This is a genomic window from Phenylobacterium sp. (genome assembly GCF_025351295.1).
Classification (GTDB): domain Bacteria; phylum Pseudomonadota; class Alphaproteobacteria; order Caulobacterales; family Caulobacteraceae; genus Phenylobacterium.
The window spans coordinates 63,774-77,184 of the sequence record NZ_JANXWD010000036.1 but is presented as its reverse complement, the minus strand read 5'-3'; the positions used below and the strand labels follow the sequence as shown (position 1 = coordinate 77,184).

Below are 13,411 nucleotides of genomic sequence, written 5' to 3'. Positions count from 1 at the left end.
CTGCCGCGGCCGCCGCGCCGGCCGCCGGGGCCGCCGCCGCGCCGGGCGCGCGCGAGGGATCGGGGGCCGGGATCGGCAGGGTGCCCCCCTGGCTCTTCAGGTAGGCGATGACGGCGATGCGATCTTCCCGCTGCTTCAGGCCGACGAAGCTCATCTTGGTGCCCTCGATGTACTTCTGCGGGCCCTTGAGGAATTCGTAGATGTGGTCGTAGTCCCACACCGCCTGCTTGGCGCTGAACGCGGTCATGCCGGAGGAATAGGCGAAGCCGGGGTGGCTGCCGGGCTTGCGGCCGACCACGCCATTGAGGTTCGGGCCGGTTCCGTTCGGGCCGCCGGGATCGGCGTTGTGGCAGGACTGGCACTTGGCAAACACCGCCTGGCCCGCGGCGACGTCGGCCGTCGGCAGGATCGTGCCCCAGTCGGGCGGGGTGTCGGCGACGGCCGGGCCGCTGCCCGCGTCTTCCTTGATCGCGATCACGTAGCCGGGCGTCTTGGCCGGCTCCTGTTCGAAGACGTGGGAGGAAAGCTGCACGAGACCGGCCAGGGCGAAGCACGTGGCCAAGGCCGCGCCGGCGAACTTGTTGAACGTAAGGTCGCTCATTTGCCCCTAGTCGCGCCTCTCATCGGTCACGGGGAGATAGCCCCGGAACGCGCGGGAATCCCGCCCCTTATTGCGTGCGGCTCTCTTACACGCTACCGGCGCTCGCGCAACCGCCCAAGCATGTGATGAACCCGATCGTCCTTATCCCCGCGCGCATGGCCGCGACACGCCTGCCGGGGAAGCCTCTGGCGGACATCGGCGGCGTGCCCATGATCGTGCGGGTCCTGCGCCAGGCCGAGGCGGCAAATGTGGGGCCTGTCGCCGTTGCGGCGGGCGATTCGGCAATCGTCGAGGCGGTAGAGGCGGCGGGCGGCCGCGCGGTGCTGACCGACCCGGATCTGCCGTCGGGCTCCGACCGCATCCTGGCGGCCCTGGCGCAGCTGGATCCGGCGGGCGCCCATGACGCGGTGATCAACCTGCAGGGCGACATGCCGTTTGTGGGGCCGTCCGTGCTCAAGGCCTGTGCAGCCCTGCTGGCGGCCCGGCCGGAGTGCGACATCGCCACGGTGGTGGCGCCCGAATCGTCGCCCGCCGACCGCGCCAACCCCGACGTCGTGAAGGCGGTGCTGGCGATGCAGCCGGACGGGCTGAGCGGCCGCTGCCTCTACTTCACCCGCTCCGCCCTCTATGGCGAAGGCCCGGTCTGGCGTCACATCGGGATCTATGGCTATCGCCGGGCGGCGCTGGCGCGGTTCAACGCCGCCCCGCCATCGCCGTTGGAGCGGCGCGAGAAGCTGGAACAGCTGCGCGCGATGGAACTGGGCCTCTCGATCTGGGCCGCCGTGGCCGCCGACGCGCCGATCTCCGTGGACAACCCCGCCGACCTGTCGCGGGCCCGTGACTATGCAAGGACCACCTCATGAGCAGCGGACGCATCGCCTTCCAGGGCGAACTGGGCGCCAACAGCCATGAGGCGTGCACCACCGCCTTCCCGGACATGGAGCCGGTTCCGCACCCGACCTTCGAGGAGGCGTTCGAGGCCGTGAAGTCGGGCGACTGCCAGCTGGGTATGATCCCGGTGGAGAATTCCATCGCCGGGCGGGTCGCCGACGTGCACCACCTGCTGCCCTCGTCGGGCCTGAAGATTGTCGGCGAGCGGTTCAAGCCGATCCATTTCCAGCTGATGGCCAACAAGGGGGTGAAGCTGGAGGACCTGCAGACCGTGCAGAGCATGGCCATCGCCCTGCACCAGTGCCGCAAGACCGTGAAGCGGCTGAAGTTGAAGGGCGAACCGGTGGGCGACACCGCCGGCGCGGCGCGGATGCTGTCCGAGCGGCCCGACCCGACCCGGGCGGCCATCGCGCCTGCGCTGGCGGCGCAGATCTACGGCCTCGAGATCCTGGCGCGCGACGTCGAGGACGAGCACTCGAACACCACCCGCTTCCTGGTGATGACCGCCGACGCGGCGCCGCCGCCGCCGCCCTTCACCAGCCCCTGCGTCACCAGCTTCGTGTTCCGGGTCCGCAACCTGCCGGCGGCGCTCTACAAGGCCATGGGCGGGTTCGCCACCAACGGCGTCAACATGACCAAGCTCGAGAGCTACATGGAGAACGGCGCCTTCACCGCCACCTTCTTCTACGCCGAGGTCGATGGCCGGCCGGAGGACCGGGGCCTGGCCCTGGCGTTCGAGGAACTGGCGTTCTTCACCGACCGGTTCGAGATCCTGGGCGTCTATCCCGCCGACGCGTTCCGCAGCCGCGGCTGACACCGAGGCTTGAGCGTCGGAACAGCGGGCGCGCCCCGGCGTTGAGGGGTCCTGGTCAAAGGACATCGGTCAGCAGCCATGGCGACGACTCAGCAGCCGACAAACGCCCCGGAGGCGCGGCGCGACCGCGACGACGCGGCGCCCGGGCGAGAGATCCGCATCGAGCGCAGCTTCGCCCCGGGCAGCGCCGAGCCGCCGGCCTGTGTCGCGCGGTTCACGGCCGGCGTCATCGACCAGGCGCGCGTCGGCCGCATCCTGCTGGTCTGCCCGACCGAGACGGAGGTCGGCGCCCACAACTGGCAGCCGTTCGCCAGCTGGCTGGTGGATGAGGTCCAGGCGGTCAACGGCGTGGGCGGGGTGCTGATCCTCGACCTGCGCCGGGTCGACCGGCTGTCCTCGCGCGGCCTGCGGGCGCTGGCCCTGGGCTGGCGGGAACTGGCGGCGGGCGGGCAGATCGCCGTCTGCGGCCTTAACCGCCTGAACGCGGAGATCTTCGCGATCTCCCAGTACGACCAGCTGTTCGAGATCTACCCCGACGCGACCGCGGCCTATCGCGCCTTGGCCGTGCGGCGCCCGGCGACCGCCTAGGCTCTCTGCGCGATACCGCTCATCGCCGGATTGGCGTGGACGCGGCGACGCTCGCGTGGGCGGATCCCCATTCCCCTGACCGGAGAGTCACATTGACGCTCAGGGCGGTTGCGCATCTCTGTTCCGTCAGGGTCTCGCGGCCAAGTCTGCCGCGGCGTGGCTCAGGGGGACATTCAGATGGTTTCGAAGATGACGTTTCTGGGCCTGGCGGGCGCCTTCGCGCTTCTGCAGGCGACCGCGGCCCACGCCACGCTGCTGGACTGGAGCTACACTGCGGCGAACGGGACGATGGGGGGCGGCACCTTCACCGCCGACCAGGATCTTGTCGATCCCGCGATCTTCCACCTGACGTCGGTCACCGGCACGATCGACGGCCTGACCATTCTTGGGCTCAGCGGCTACGACGGCGCCGACAATCAGGTCTATGCGACCTCGCCGGTCGTCGTGGACACTGCCGGCATCGCGTTTGACGTCGGCGGCGGATTGAATTTCAACATCTACGAAGACTTCGGCAATTTCCCGCCGCCCAGTCCCTACGCCTGCGCCGCGCACTATTGCATCGAAGGCCCCGCTGTTCTGGGGCAGACGGCGGGTGCGGCGCCGATCCGCGCCCTCGACGCGTTGAACATCACCGTTCACGGCGGCGGCGCCGCCGTTCCCGAGCCGGCGTCCTGGGCGTTGATGCTGATGGGCTTCGGCGGCCTCGGCGCCGCGATCCGCACGCGGCGCAAGCTCGGGGCCGCCTGACCGCTATCTGACGGCCTTCCCGCCCGACCGGGCGGGAAGGCCGCTGAGCCAAGGCTAGCTCTCTTCCGCCCAGGCGCGGATCAGTTGGTGGGCGATGGCCATCGGGGACGGTGTAAGGACGTCGGGAAGCTCGCCCTTCAGCAGCAGGCGGGCCTCATCGCGGGTGAACCAGCGGATCTCCGAGAGCTCGCTCTGGTCCGGCGCGCCCTCCTCGTCCTCAACCTCGGCGATCAGCCCGATCATCAACGATGACGGATAGGGCCAGGGCTGGGTCGAATGGTAGCGCACCTGCCGCGTGTGCAGCCCTGCCTCCTCGTTGAGTTCGCGGGCGCAGGCCTCCTCGATGCTCTCGCCGGGCTCCAGGAAACCCGCCAGGGCCGAGAACATCCCCTTCGGCCACATTTCCTGGCGGCCCAGCATGCAGCGCTCGCCATGGTAGGCCAGCATGATCACCACCGGGTCGGTGCGCGGGAAGTGCTCGACCTTGCAGGACGGGCACCGGCGCTTCCAGCCGCCGTCCATGGTCTGGCTGGGCTGGCCGCAGTTGGCGCAGTAGGCGTGGCGGCGGCGCCATTCGAACATCTGCTTGGCGGTGGCCATGATCGCCGCGTCGGTCGGCGGCAGCTGCAGGGCGATCTGGCGCAGGTCCTTGAACTCGCCCAGGCCCTGCAGGGGCCCCTGGCCAGGATCGGCCTCGCCCTCCATGTCGACCGCGAAGATCGCGGTCTCCTTCCAGAGGCCCATGAACAGCAGGCGCTCGGGGCCCCCGGCCAGGTCGCTGGCCAGCTTGGCCGGCAGGTAGGCGATCTGGACGCCGCCGTCCTTGGTCTTCTCGATGAACGGGCGTCCGTTCCAGACGGCGACGCCCAGGCTGTCGGGCGAGGCCAGTTGTTCGGCGATCCAGTCGGCGTTGCTGCGCCGGTCGGAGGCGCGGTCGAGCGGGTTACCGGCGAAGGTGTTCTGGAAGAAGCTGAGCGACATGGCCGCGTTGTTAGCGCGGGAGTCGGCGAAGCCCAACCCCAGGCGCCGCGTTCAAGCACGTCGAAACCCTGATGTCCCCGGCCGCCGAGTCTGATCCAATGGCCGCAGACCAAGCATAAACCGGGGAGGCGCCTGAGCCATGGACCTGAAAGATCGCATCATTGTCGTCACGGGCGCGGCCAGCGGCATCGGCCGCGCGCTCGCCCAGCGGTTCCACGCCGAGGGGGCGAAGCTGGTGGTCTGCGCCGACCGCGACGAGCCGGGCGCCCAGGCCACCGCGGCCGGGATCGGCGGGGTCGCCTTCAAGGTCGACGTGTCGAAGGAGGCGCAGATCGCCGCCCTGATCGAGACGGTTGAGGCCGACCACGGGCCGATCGACCTGTTCTGCTCCAACGCCGGCATCGGCGTGGGCGGCGGGGCCGAGACCCCCGACGCCGACTGGCAGCGGATCTGGGACATCAACGTCATGGCCCACGTCTGGGCCGCCCGCCACCTGGTGCCGCGGATGGCGGCGCGGGGCGGCGGCTACCTGCTCAACACCTCTTCGGCGGCGGGGCTGCTGTCGCAGATCGGCTCGGCGCCCTATGCGGTGACCAAGCACGCCGCGGTGGGCCTGGCCGAATGGCTGGCCATCACCCACGGCGACGCCGGCATCAAGGTCTCGGTGCTGTGCCCGCAGGCGGTGCGCACGGCGATGACCGCCGGCAACCCCGACGGCGTGGCCAGCATCGACGGCATGATGGAGCCGGAGGTCCTGGCCGAGTCGGTGGTGCGCGGGATCGAGGCCGAGCAGTTCCTGATCCTGCCGCACCCGGAGGTGCTGGACTACATGCGCAACAAGACCAACGACTACGGCCGCTGGATCGGCGGCATGCGCAAGCTGAACCGGCGGTTCGGGGGGTGAGGGCGCTCAGGCGCCGTCGCGCAGGGCGGCGCTGGTGCGCCAGCGCGCCACCTCGGCGCTGATCCCCGGCAGGTCGCGCAGGCGGCGGACGCCGGGCGGTTCGCGCAGGCCCGGGCAGGCGCCCCCGGCCCAGATCTCGACGTCGGCGGGCGCGACGGCGCGCAGGTCGGCAAGGCCGGCGCGCGCCTGGCCGGCGCTGACGGCGGCGGAGAACGAAAGAGCCAGGACGTCGGCGCGATGGGCCCGGGCGGCGAGCGCCACGTCACGGACCGGGGTCTGGACGCCAAGCGAGACGCAGCGGCAGCCCTCCAGGACGAAGATCGCCTCGGCCATCAGCAGGCCCAGGCCGTGCGGTTCCTCCGGCAGCGTGGTGAGCAGCACCCGTGGGCCCTCGCGCAGGCCGCCGGCGGCGGTCGCCGCGCCGATGGCGGCCCGCAGGACACTGGTGAACTGGTCGGTGAACAGGTGTTCCTGATGGATCTCCAGTTCGCCACGGGCCCAGGCGGCGCCCACGACCTGGGTGAGACCGGGGCCGATTTGGGCGGCGAAGGCGCGCAGGCCTTCGCGTAGCAGCAGGCCGGCCAAGCTGTCGCGCAGCCGCTCGGCGTCGTGCGCGATCAGGGCGTCGAGCACCTGGGCGGCGTCCGCGGCGCGGCCGTCACCGCCGACCGGGCCGCCGGCCATAGGCGCGGCGTCCAGTTCGCGCAGCAGGGCGAGCAACTCGGCCTCCGGCCGCGCCACCACCTTGCCGGGCCGATGGCCGGCGCCGATCAGGCGGCGCAGCAGGCGCAGCCGGGCTACCTGGTCGGCGGGGTAGAGGCGCTCGTCGTTGGCGTCGCGCAGCGGGGTGGGAAAGCCGTAACGCCGTTCCCAGATCCGTAGGGTGTCCTTGGATATGCCACAGTCCCGCTCGACCGCGGCGATGCTCATCGGCGGCGGGAGGCTGGACGACGGGGGAATATCTGTCATGGACAAATCTGCATGAACTGACTGGACAATGAGTTGCGTCGGCCTATTTGTCTAGGACAAATAGGCAAGGGTCGAGGCCGCCATGAATATCCAAGTCCCTGTAGACCTGCCCGATGTGCAGGCCAGCGCCGATTTGCGCAACCTCGCGATCCAGCGGGTGGGCGTGAAGTCCGTGACCCACCCGGTGTGGGTCGCCACCCGTGACGGGGCGCAACCGTCCGTCGCCACGGTCGACATGTATGTGCGCCTGCCCGCGCACCTGAAGGGCACGCACATGTCGCGGTTCCTGGAGGTGCTGGGGGCGTTCGAGGCGCCGCTGTCGGCCGAGACCCTCGGCGAGATGATGACGGTGATGCTGGGGCGGCTCGAGGCGGACAGCGGCCTGATCGAGTTCCGGCTACCCTATTTCGTCCGCAAGACCGCGCCGGTCTCGGGCGTGGCGAGCCTGCTGGACTATCAAGTGACGCTGCGGGCCGAACAGGCCGACGGCCGGCTGGAGGTCACCCAACAGGTGCTGACCCCGGTGACCAGCCTCTGCCCCTGCTCGAAGCAGATCTCGCTCTACGGCGCGCACAACCAGCGCTCCCACATCGTGATCGCGGCCACCCTGGCGGCGGGTGTCAGCCTGCCCATCGAGGACCTGATCGACATCGCGGAGTCCAGTGCGTCCTGCGAGCTGTGGGGCCTGCTGAAGCGGCCCGACGAGAAGTACGTGACCGAGCGGGCCTATGAGAACCCGAAGTTCGTCGAGGACCTGGTGCGCGACATCGCCGTGGCCCTGGCCGGCGACGCGCGGGTGGCGCGTTACGAGGTCTCGTCGGAGAACTTCGAGTCGATCCACAACCATTCGGCCTACGCGTGGCTGACGGGTCCGCAGTAGCGGCCGGCGCGCGGGTCCCGCCGGTCGCGCTGGCCTATGGCCTGGCCGGACTGATCCCGTTCTGGGCCGCGCCGGCGGCGATGCTGGCGTTTCCGGCCTGGTCGCAGGCCGCCGCGGTGGTGCAGGCGGCCTATGGCGCCCTGATCCTGTCGTTCCTGGGCGGCGCGCGCTGGGGGATGGCGATCAAGGCCGTGACCCCGGACCCTGTCACGATCGGGCTGGCCATGACGCCCACCCTGGCCGGCCTGGCGCTGATGATCGTCGCACATGGGGCCGGCGGCCTGCAGTTGCTGGCCCTCGCAGGGGCGCTGACCCTGGCCTGGCTGTGGGACCTGCGCGCCACCGACCCGCCGGCCTGGTACCCGCGCCTGCGCGGCCTGCTCACCGTGGGCGCGGTCGGCGGTCTGTGCCTGGGCTTCACCCTGCTGGCGCGGTGAGGCGCGGCGGCCCCGGGAACCTCCGCCCCCGGGCGGCGCTTCCACCGCATGGAGGCAAGCCCCATGCAGATGACGCCGGAGGAACTCGAGCAGCGCCGGGCCGCGGCCAACCCGCCGAGCCGCCAGGACGACGAGCGGCTGGAGACCGGCCAGGAACAGGTCTTCTCCCGCACCGAGGTGGAGACCGGCCGCATCGAGCACGGCGCTCAGTCCGGCCCCCACGGCGGCGCCAGCGCCCATCCTGACGACCGCGGCCCGGACCAGCTGCGGCGTGACGAAGCCCAGACCGAACGCCAGGCGCCGAACGACGCGAGCCCTGGAGAGTCGGCGGGGGGCTAGTCGAGGACGCCGACTGACCCGTTGAGCCTGACCAGGCTTCCGACTCTGCGACGTCCGGCCCCTTGCCCCGATGCCCCCGATCCGCCATATCCCCACTCGGAGATCGGCGGCGGGCGGACGCTTCGCCAACCTGGTCAGGGCCGGAAGGCAGCAGCCACAACGAATTCCGTTCCGGGTCGTCGTTCGGTCTCCACCCAACCCCTTGTCCCGAGGCTTTATCCACGGCCGCGTGGGCTTTCCCCTTTGCCGGGGTGGGACCGCCAACTTACATAGGCGGATGGCGGACGAAGACCTCACGCGCGACGACGATCTGCCGCCTGAGCGCGATCCCAACGCCGTGGACATGTTCGGCGCGCCGGCCGCGCAGCCACCACCCGCCGCCGCCGCCGAAGAGTCCGCCGCCTACACCGTCATCGCGCGCAAGTACCGGCCGCGGACGTTCGAGGATCTCTATGGCCAGGAGGCCATGGTGCGGACGCTGCGCAACGCCTTCTCGTCGGGGCGGATCGCGCATGCCTTCATGCTGACCGGGGTGCGCGGGGTGGGGAAGACCACCACGGCGCGGCTGCTGGCGCGGGCGTTCAACTACGAGACCGACACCGTGCATGTGCCGACCGTCGACTTCCGCGAGGAGGGGCGCCACTGCCGCGCGATCATCGAAGGCCGGCACATCGATGTCCTGGAACTCGACGCCGCGACCCAGACCGGCGTCGACAACATGCGCACCTTGCTGGAGAGCGTCCGCTATGGGCCGATCGAGGGGCGCTACAAGGTCTACATCATCGATGAAGTGCATATGCTTTCCGGCTCGGCGTTCGCCTCGCTGCTGAAGACGCTGGAGGAGCCGCCGCCGCACGCCAAATTCATCTTCGCCACCACAGAGATCCGCAAGGTGCCGGTGACCATCCTGTCGCGCACCCAGCGGTTCGACCTGCGCCGCGTCGAGCCGGACGTACTGGTCAAGAACCTGGAGATGATCTGCGAGGCCGAGGGCGCGCGGGTCGAGGCCGACGGGCTGATGCTCATCGCCCGCGCTGCGGAGGGCTCGGTCAGGGACGGCCAGTCGATGCTGGACCAGGCGATCGTCCAGGCCGACCCCGGCCAGACGGTGAGCGCGGCCTCGATCCGCGACATGCTGGGACTGGCCGATCGCGCCCAGACCATTTCCCTCTTCGAACAGGTGATGCGCGGCCAGGCGGGGGAGGCGATCGAGACGTTCCGGGCGCTCTATGGCTATGGCGCCAATCCGGACCAGGTGGTGATGGACCTGCTGGACCACTGCCACGGCGCCTCGGTGGCTAAAGCGGTGGGGCCGCAGGCCCTGGTGCTGCCGAAGGAACAGGCGCTGCGGCTGGCGGCCGTGGGGGCGGCCGTCTCGGCCGGGACCCTCTCGCGGATCTGGCAGCTGACGCTCAAGGCCTACGAGGAGGTCCGGCGCGCGCCGGACGCGGCTGCGGCGGTGGACATGGCGCTGATCCGCCTGGCCTATGCGGCCGACCTGCCGGGGCCGGAGGAGGCGCTGAGGCGCCTGCAAGGCGGCGAGACGCCCGCGCCGGCCGCTGGTTCGGGCGGCGCCTCGCAAGGTGGGCCTTCGCAAGGCGGTTCTTTGCAGGGCGGGGGCTCGCCGTCGGGCAGCGGCGGGGGTGGCGGCCGCCTGTCCGCGGTGGCTCGCCAGCCAATGACTTCGCCGGGCGCGGCGCCCCAGCCGGCCATCGAGCCGGCGACCAGCCTGACCTCGTTCGAGGACCTGCTGGCGCTGATCGACCGGCGGCGCGACATCCGCCTGAAGCTGGACGTGGAGCGGTTCATCCGCCCGATTCGGTTCCGGCCGGGCGCCATCGAATACGAGCCCGCGCCGGGCGCGCCGGCCGACCTGGCGCAGCGGCTGGTCGGGCGGCTGAAGGAGTGGACCGGCGAGCGCTGGCTGCTCTCCACCCAGGGCGGCGGCGGGGCTGAGAGCGCCTGGGAGAAGCAGAAGCGCGGCGAGCGCGAGGTCCGCGCCGAGGTGGAGCAGGACCCGTTCGTGCGCTCGGTGATGGCGGCTTTCCCGGGGGCCGAGATCGTCGGCATCCGCAACGCCGCTCAGCCCGAGGCGCCGGCCGAGGCCGCGCCGCCGACGGAGGACGACGATGATGAGTAATTTCCTCTCCCCTGCGAAGCGAGAGGGAGAGCGTAGGGAGAGGGTCGGCTCAGAAGATCCCGCCGCCGCTCCCCGTCCCGCCATGATCTCCCCGCGGCGCGCCATTGATCGCAAGCTGGCGTCGCCCAGCCGACCCTCTCCCTACCCTCTCCCTCTCGGGCTTCGCCCGGGGCAGAGGAGACATTGGAGCAAGTCCCCATGAAAGACCTCGGATCGATCATGAAGCAGGCCCAGGCCGTGCAGCAGCGCATGGCCGAGGCCCAGGAGAAGATCGCCGCCCTGGAGATCGAGGGCATGGCCGGCGGCGGGGCCGTGCGGCTGATGCTGCGCGGCTCCGGCGAGCTGGCGCGGCTGGACATCGACGCCAGCCTGATGGCGCCGGGCGAGGCGGAGATGGTCGCCGATCTGGTGATCGCCGCCCACGCCGACGCCCGGCGCAAGCTGGACGATCAGCAGGGGAGCCTGATGCGCGAGGCCGCCGGGCCCCTGGCGGGGATGAACCTGCCGGGCATGCCGAAGTTCTGACTTGGCCGCCTCCGCAGGACCCGAGATCGAACGCCTGATCGGGCTTCTCGCCAAGCTGCCCGGGCTTGGACCGAGGTCGGCGCGCCGCTCGGCGCTGGCGCTGCTGAAACGGCGCGATCAGCTGCTGCTGCCGTTAGCCGACGCCCTGGCCGATGCGGCGGCGCGGGTCAGGACCTGCCAGGTCTGCGGCGCGCTCGACACCCAGAACCCCTGCGCCATCTGTTCCGACCGCGGCCGCGACGGGGCGCTGATCTGCGTCGTCGAGGAGGTGGGCGCGCTCTGGGCCATGGAGCGGGCCAGCGCGTTCCGAGGCCGCTACCACGTGCTGGGCGGGCTGCTCTCGGCGCTGGACGGCGTCGGTCCGGACGCCTTGCGCATCGGCCCGCTGGTGGCCCGGGCGGCGGTCGAGGACGTGCACGAGGTGATCCTGGCCCTACCGGCCACCGTCGACGGCCAGACCACCGCCCACTACCTGGCCGATCGGCTGGCGGCCGCGAACGTCTCCGTGACCATGCTGGCGCGCGGCGTGCCGGTAGGCGGCGAGCTGGACTGGCTGGACGACGGCACTATCGCCCAGGCCATGCGCGCGCGCCGACCGGCCTAACCGCCGCCTAACCATAGTCCTTGCCGGCTCCTTCACCGTTCCCGCGCGATGCTGGCGGCCGAGCGTGGAGTTGGCGGCGATGAAGATTCCGACGGGCGGGCTGTGGGAGCGGGTCTACGATTACGCCGAGCGGGCGTTCGTCACGGTGCTGGGCGTCTCGATCATCTCGCGCTTCCTGCCCTCGCTCGCCGCCCACCCATTCGACAGCGTGCTGCTGACCTCGGAGTGCGCGGCGGTGGCCATGGTGCTGTTCCGGCGGCGCGCCCAGGTCGCCGACCTGTCGATCTACGCCGTGGCGATCGCCCTCACTGGCACCACCTGCGGCCTGCTGGTCCGCCCTGGCGGCGGGTCCTATGGCCCCGAGTGGATCGGCGGCCTGATCATGATCGCCGGCGGCCTGCTCAGCATCGCCGCCAAGGTGGCGCTGAACCGCAGCTTCGGCCTCACCGCGGCCAACCGGGGCGTCAAGCGCGAGGGCCCCTACCGGTTCATGCGCCACCCGATGTACGCCGGCTACATCGTAACGCAGGCCGGGTTCCTGCTGGCCAATCCCAGCGTCTGGAACGCCATCGTCTACGGCGTGGCCTGGGGCCTGCAGATCGCGCGCATATCGGCGGAAGAAAAGGTGCTGATGCAGGACGTGGCCTATCGCGACTACGCCCGCACCGCGCCGTTCCGGCTGGTGCCCGGCCTCTATTGAACGGGTAGGCTCGACTCAGCCGCTGCGCTAAGAACGCAGCATGAACGACCTGCTCTTCCTCGCCATACTCTGCGCCCTCGCCGCCGCCGCGGCCGTCGCCTGGGCCTTGCGCGAGCGCGGCCGCGCCGCCCACGCCGAGCTGCGCATGAAGCTGATCGAGGGCCACGGCGACCTGCTGGCCGCCCAGGTGACCCAGTCCGCGGCCAATGTCGCCGAGGAGATATTGAAGCGGAATGAGGAGGCGGTGCGCAACCGCGAGCAGCTGGCCCAGGCCCGGCTGGAGGCTCAGCTGAAGCCGGTGGCCGAGAGCCTGCAGAAATTCCAGGAGCAGGTGACCGCCGTCGAGAAGCAGCGGGCCGAGGAGACCGGCGGCCTGAAGGAACAGATCGCCCAGATGCTGCTGGCCGCCACCGCCACCCAGGACGAGGCGCGCAAGCTGTCGTCGGCCCTGCGCCGCGGGGCCGGCGTGCAGGGGCGCTGGGGCGAGCAGACGCTGCGCAACGTGCTGGACGCCGCCGGCCTTTCCTGCCGGTACGACTTCGACGAACAGACCTCCACCGACACCGAGGAGGGCCGCCGCCGGCCCGACGTGACCGTGCGCCTGCCGGGCGGCGGGCTGTTCGTCATCGACGCCAAATGCTCGCTGAACGCCTTCCTGGAGCTGCAGGAGGCCACCGACGACCTAGGCCGCGACGCCGCGGGCCTGCGCCATGTCGCCAGCGTGCGCGGCCACGTTCAGGGGCTGTCGGCCAAGGCCTACTGGGACCAGTTCGAGAACTCGCCGGACTTCGTGGCCATGTTCGTGCCGTTGGACTCGGCCCTGGCCGCGGCGCTGGACCGGGCGCCGGAACTGATGAACGACGCCATGGACAAGCGCGTCGTGATCGTCACGCCGTCGACCCTGTTCGCGCTCTGCAAGGCGGTGGTCTACGGCTGGCGGGTCGAGGAGCAGGCGGCCAACGCCAAGCTGATCGCCGAGCTGGGCCGCGACCTCTACAAGCGCATCTCGGTGATGGGCGCCCACGCCGGCTCGGTGGGCAAGGCGCTGGAGGCGGCGGTCGGCCGCTACAACCAGTTCGTGGGCTCGCTGGAGACCCAGGTCCTGACCCAGGCCCGCCGCTTCGAGGACCTGAAGGTCGACCACCAGGGCAAGTCCATCGAGACCCTGGAACCCCTGGATACCGCCGTGCGACCCCTGGCCAAGCTGAGCACGGTCGAGGCGCCGCCGATGCGTCTGGTCGCAGGCGACGAAGCCTAGCTTGACCCTCAGGGCCGGCGACCTTACCTCCGC

General features: G+C 70.9%; 16 protein-coding genes and 1 other RNA gene. 14 read left to right on the top strand and 3 right to left on the bottom strand.

Features of this window, described 5'->3' with window-relative positions; all coding sequences use genetic code 11:
- Nucleotides 1-601 (bottom strand): cytochrome c family protein (locus tag Q0R13_RS05590; protein WP_293900708.1); only part of this gene is annotated, 601 nt, incomplete at its 3' end.
- 125 nt (nucleotides 602-726) lie between these two features.
- Between Q0R13_RS05590 and Q0R13_RS05585 the strand changes: the two genes are divergently transcribed.
- The 4 genes from Q0R13_RS05585 to Q0R13_RS05570 all read left to right on the top strand — a co-directional run bounded on the left by Q0R13_RS05585 (nucleotide 727) and on the right by Q0R13_RS05570 (nucleotide 3,641).
- Complete coding sequence (locus Q0R13_RS05585; RefSeq protein WP_293900705.1) at nucleotides 727-1,464, top strand: 3-deoxy-manno-octulosonate cytidylyltransferase; 738 nt, start codon at nucleotides 727-729, stop codon at nucleotides 1,462-1,464.
- A complete protein-coding gene (locus Q0R13_RS05580; RefSeq protein ID WP_293900702.1) occupies nucleotides 1,461-2,306 on the top strand; it encodes a prephenate dehydratase in 846 nt (281 codons plus the stop codon). Before Q0R13_RS05585 ends, Q0R13_RS05580 begins: the two co-directional genes overlap by 4 nt.
- 78 nt (nucleotides 2,307-2,384) lie before the next feature.
- Nucleotides 2,385-2,894, top strand: a complete 510-nt coding sequence (locus Q0R13_RS05575) for an STAS domain-containing protein (protein WP_293900699.1) — start codon at nucleotides 2,385-2,387, stop codon at nucleotides 2,892-2,894.
- Nucleotides 2,895-3,071: 177 nt separating this feature from the next.
- On the top strand, nucleotides 3,072-3,641 hold the full coding sequence (locus Q0R13_RS05570) for a PEPxxWA-CTERM sorting domain-containing protein (RefSeq protein WP_293900696.1): 570 nt from the start codon (nucleotides 3,072-3,074) through the stop codon (nucleotides 3,639-3,641).
- Nucleotides 3,642-3,695: 54 nt separating this feature from the next.
- On the opposite strand, the gene nudC is transcribed toward Q0R13_RS05570, so the two are convergent.
- Nucleotides 3,696-4,622 carry an NAD(+) diphosphatase gene (nudC, locus tag Q0R13_RS05565; RefSeq protein ID WP_293900694.1) on the bottom strand — a complete coding sequence of 309 codons (927 nt, stop codon included), beginning with the start codon at nucleotides 4,620-4,622 and terminating at the stop codon, nucleotides 3,696-3,698.
- Between the two features lie 139 nt (nucleotides 4,623-4,761).
- Here nudC and Q0R13_RS05560 point away from each other — a divergent pair, with 139 nt between their 5' ends.
- Entirely contained in the window at nucleotides 4,762-5,526 is a 765-nt protein-coding gene (locus Q0R13_RS05560; RefSeq protein WP_293900691.1) for an SDR family oxidoreductase, read from the top strand.
- Between the two features lie 6 nt (nucleotides 5,527-5,532).
- On the opposite strand, the gene Q0R13_RS05555 is transcribed toward Q0R13_RS05560, so the two are convergent.
- Entirely contained in the window at nucleotides 5,533-6,495 is a 963-nt protein-coding gene (locus Q0R13_RS05555; RefSeq protein ID WP_293900688.1) for a MerR family transcriptional regulator, read from the bottom strand.
- An 82-nt stretch (nucleotides 6,496-6,577) separates the two neighbouring features.
- Here Q0R13_RS05555 and folE2 point away from each other — a divergent pair, with 82 nt between their 5' ends.
- From folE2 to Q0R13_RS05510, 9 genes are all read left to right on the top strand, one after another.
- Nucleotides 6,578-7,375, top strand: coding sequence for a GTP cyclohydrolase FolE2 (gene folE2, locus Q0R13_RS05550; RefSeq protein ID WP_293900685.1), 798 nt, complete (start codon nucleotides 6,578-6,580; stop codon nucleotides 7,373-7,375).
- Nucleotides 7,354-7,812: a DUF3429 domain-containing protein gene (locus Q0R13_RS05545; RefSeq protein WP_293900681.1), complete on the top strand. Its 459-nt coding sequence runs from the start codon at nucleotides 7,354-7,356 to the stop codon at nucleotides 7,810-7,812. The genes folE2 and Q0R13_RS05545 overlap by 22 nt, the downstream gene beginning before the upstream one ends.
- 63 nt (nucleotides 7,813-7,875) lie before the next feature.
- Nucleotides 7,876-8,151 carry a hypothetical protein gene (locus Q0R13_RS05540; RefSeq protein ID WP_293900678.1) on the top strand — a complete coding sequence of 92 codons (276 nt, stop codon included), beginning with the start codon at nucleotides 7,876-7,878 and terminating at the stop codon, nucleotides 8,149-8,151.
- Nucleotides 8,152-8,248: 97 nt separating this feature from the next.
- An RNA gene (ffs, locus tag Q0R13_RS05535) (signal recognition particle sRNA small type) lies at nucleotides 8,249-8,347 on the top strand.
- Nucleotides 8,348-8,428: 81 nt separating this feature from the next.
- Complete coding sequence (locus Q0R13_RS05530; RefSeq protein WP_293900675.1) at nucleotides 8,429-10,291, top strand: DNA polymerase III subunit gamma/tau; 1,863 nt, start codon at nucleotides 8,429-8,431, stop codon at nucleotides 10,289-10,291.
- 198 nt (nucleotides 10,292-10,489) lie between these two features.
- Nucleotides 10,490-10,816 carry a YbaB/EbfC family nucleoid-associated protein gene (locus Q0R13_RS05525; RefSeq protein ID WP_293900672.1) on the top strand — a complete coding sequence of 109 codons (327 nt, stop codon included), beginning with the start codon at nucleotides 10,490-10,492 and terminating at the stop codon, nucleotides 10,814-10,816.
- 1 nt (nucleotide 10,817) lies between these two features.
- Nucleotides 10,818-11,420: a recombination mediator RecR gene (gene recR / locus Q0R13_RS05520; RefSeq protein WP_293900669.1), complete on the top strand. Its 603-nt coding sequence runs from the start codon at nucleotides 10,818-10,820 to the stop codon at nucleotides 11,418-11,420.
- A 79-nt stretch (nucleotides 11,421-11,499) separates the two neighbouring features.
- Nucleotides 11,500-12,120, top strand: coding sequence for an isoprenylcysteine carboxylmethyltransferase family protein (locus Q0R13_RS05515; protein WP_293900666.1), 621 nt, complete (start codon nucleotides 11,500-11,502; stop codon nucleotides 12,118-12,120).
- 40 nt (nucleotides 12,121-12,160) lie between these two features.
- Entirely contained in the window at nucleotides 12,161-13,378 is a 1,218-nt protein-coding gene (locus tag Q0R13_RS05510; protein ID WP_293900664.1) for a DNA recombination protein RmuC, read from the top strand.
- The last annotated feature ends 33 nt before the right edge of the window (nucleotides 13,379-13,411 follow it).

Excerpts from the sequence above, each read along its gene's own strand:
- Q0R13_RS05525 (WP_293900672.1), top strand. The coding sequence starts at position 10,490 with ATGAAAGACCTCGGATCGATCATGAAGCAGGCCCAGGCCGTGCAGCAG.
- Q0R13_RS05560 (WP_293900691.1), top strand. The coding sequence starts at position 4,762 with ATGGACCTGAAAGATCGCATCATTGTCGTCACGGGCGCGGCCAGCGGC.
- Q0R13_RS05530 (WP_293900675.1), top strand. The coding sequence starts at position 8,429 with ATGGCGGACGAAGACCTCACGCGCGACGACGATCTGCCGCCTGAGCGC.
- Q0R13_RS05555 (WP_293900688.1), bottom strand. The coding sequence starts at position 6,495 with ATGACAGATATTCCCCCGTCGTCCAGCCTCCCGCCGCCGATGAGCATC.
- Q0R13_RS05575 (WP_293900699.1), top strand. The coding sequence starts at position 2,385 with ATGGCGACGACTCAGCAGCCGACAAACGCCCCGGAGGCGCGGCGCGAC.
- folE2 (WP_293900685.1), top strand. The coding sequence starts at position 6,578 with ATGAATATCCAAGTCCCTGTAGACCTGCCCGATGTGCAGGCCAGCGCC.
- nudC (WP_293900694.1), bottom strand. The coding sequence starts at position 4,622 with ATGTCGCTCAGCTTCTTCCAGAACACCTTCGCCGGTAACCCGCTCGAC.
- Q0R13_RS05570 (WP_293900696.1), top strand. The coding sequence starts at position 3,072 with ATGGTTTCGAAGATGACGTTTCTGGGCCTGGCGGGCGCCTTCGCGCTT.
- Q0R13_RS05510 (WP_293900664.1), top strand. The coding sequence starts at position 12,161 with ATGAACGACCTGCTCTTCCTCGCCATACTCTGCGCCCTCGCCGCCGCC.
- Q0R13_RS05580 (WP_293900702.1), top strand. The coding sequence starts at position 1,461 with ATGAGCAGCGGACGCATCGCCTTCCAGGGCGAACTGGGCGCCAACAGC.
- Q0R13_RS05515 (WP_293900666.1), top strand. The coding sequence starts at position 11,500 with ATGAAGATTCCGACGGGCGGGCTGTGGGAGCGGGTCTACGATTACGCC.
- Q0R13_RS05585 (WP_293900705.1), top strand. The coding sequence starts at position 727 with ATGAACCCGATCGTCCTTATCCCCGCGCGCATGGCCGCGACACGCCTG.
- Q0R13_RS05540 (WP_293900678.1), top strand. The coding sequence starts at position 7,876 with ATGCAGATGACGCCGGAGGAACTCGAGCAGCGCCGGGCCGCGGCCAAC.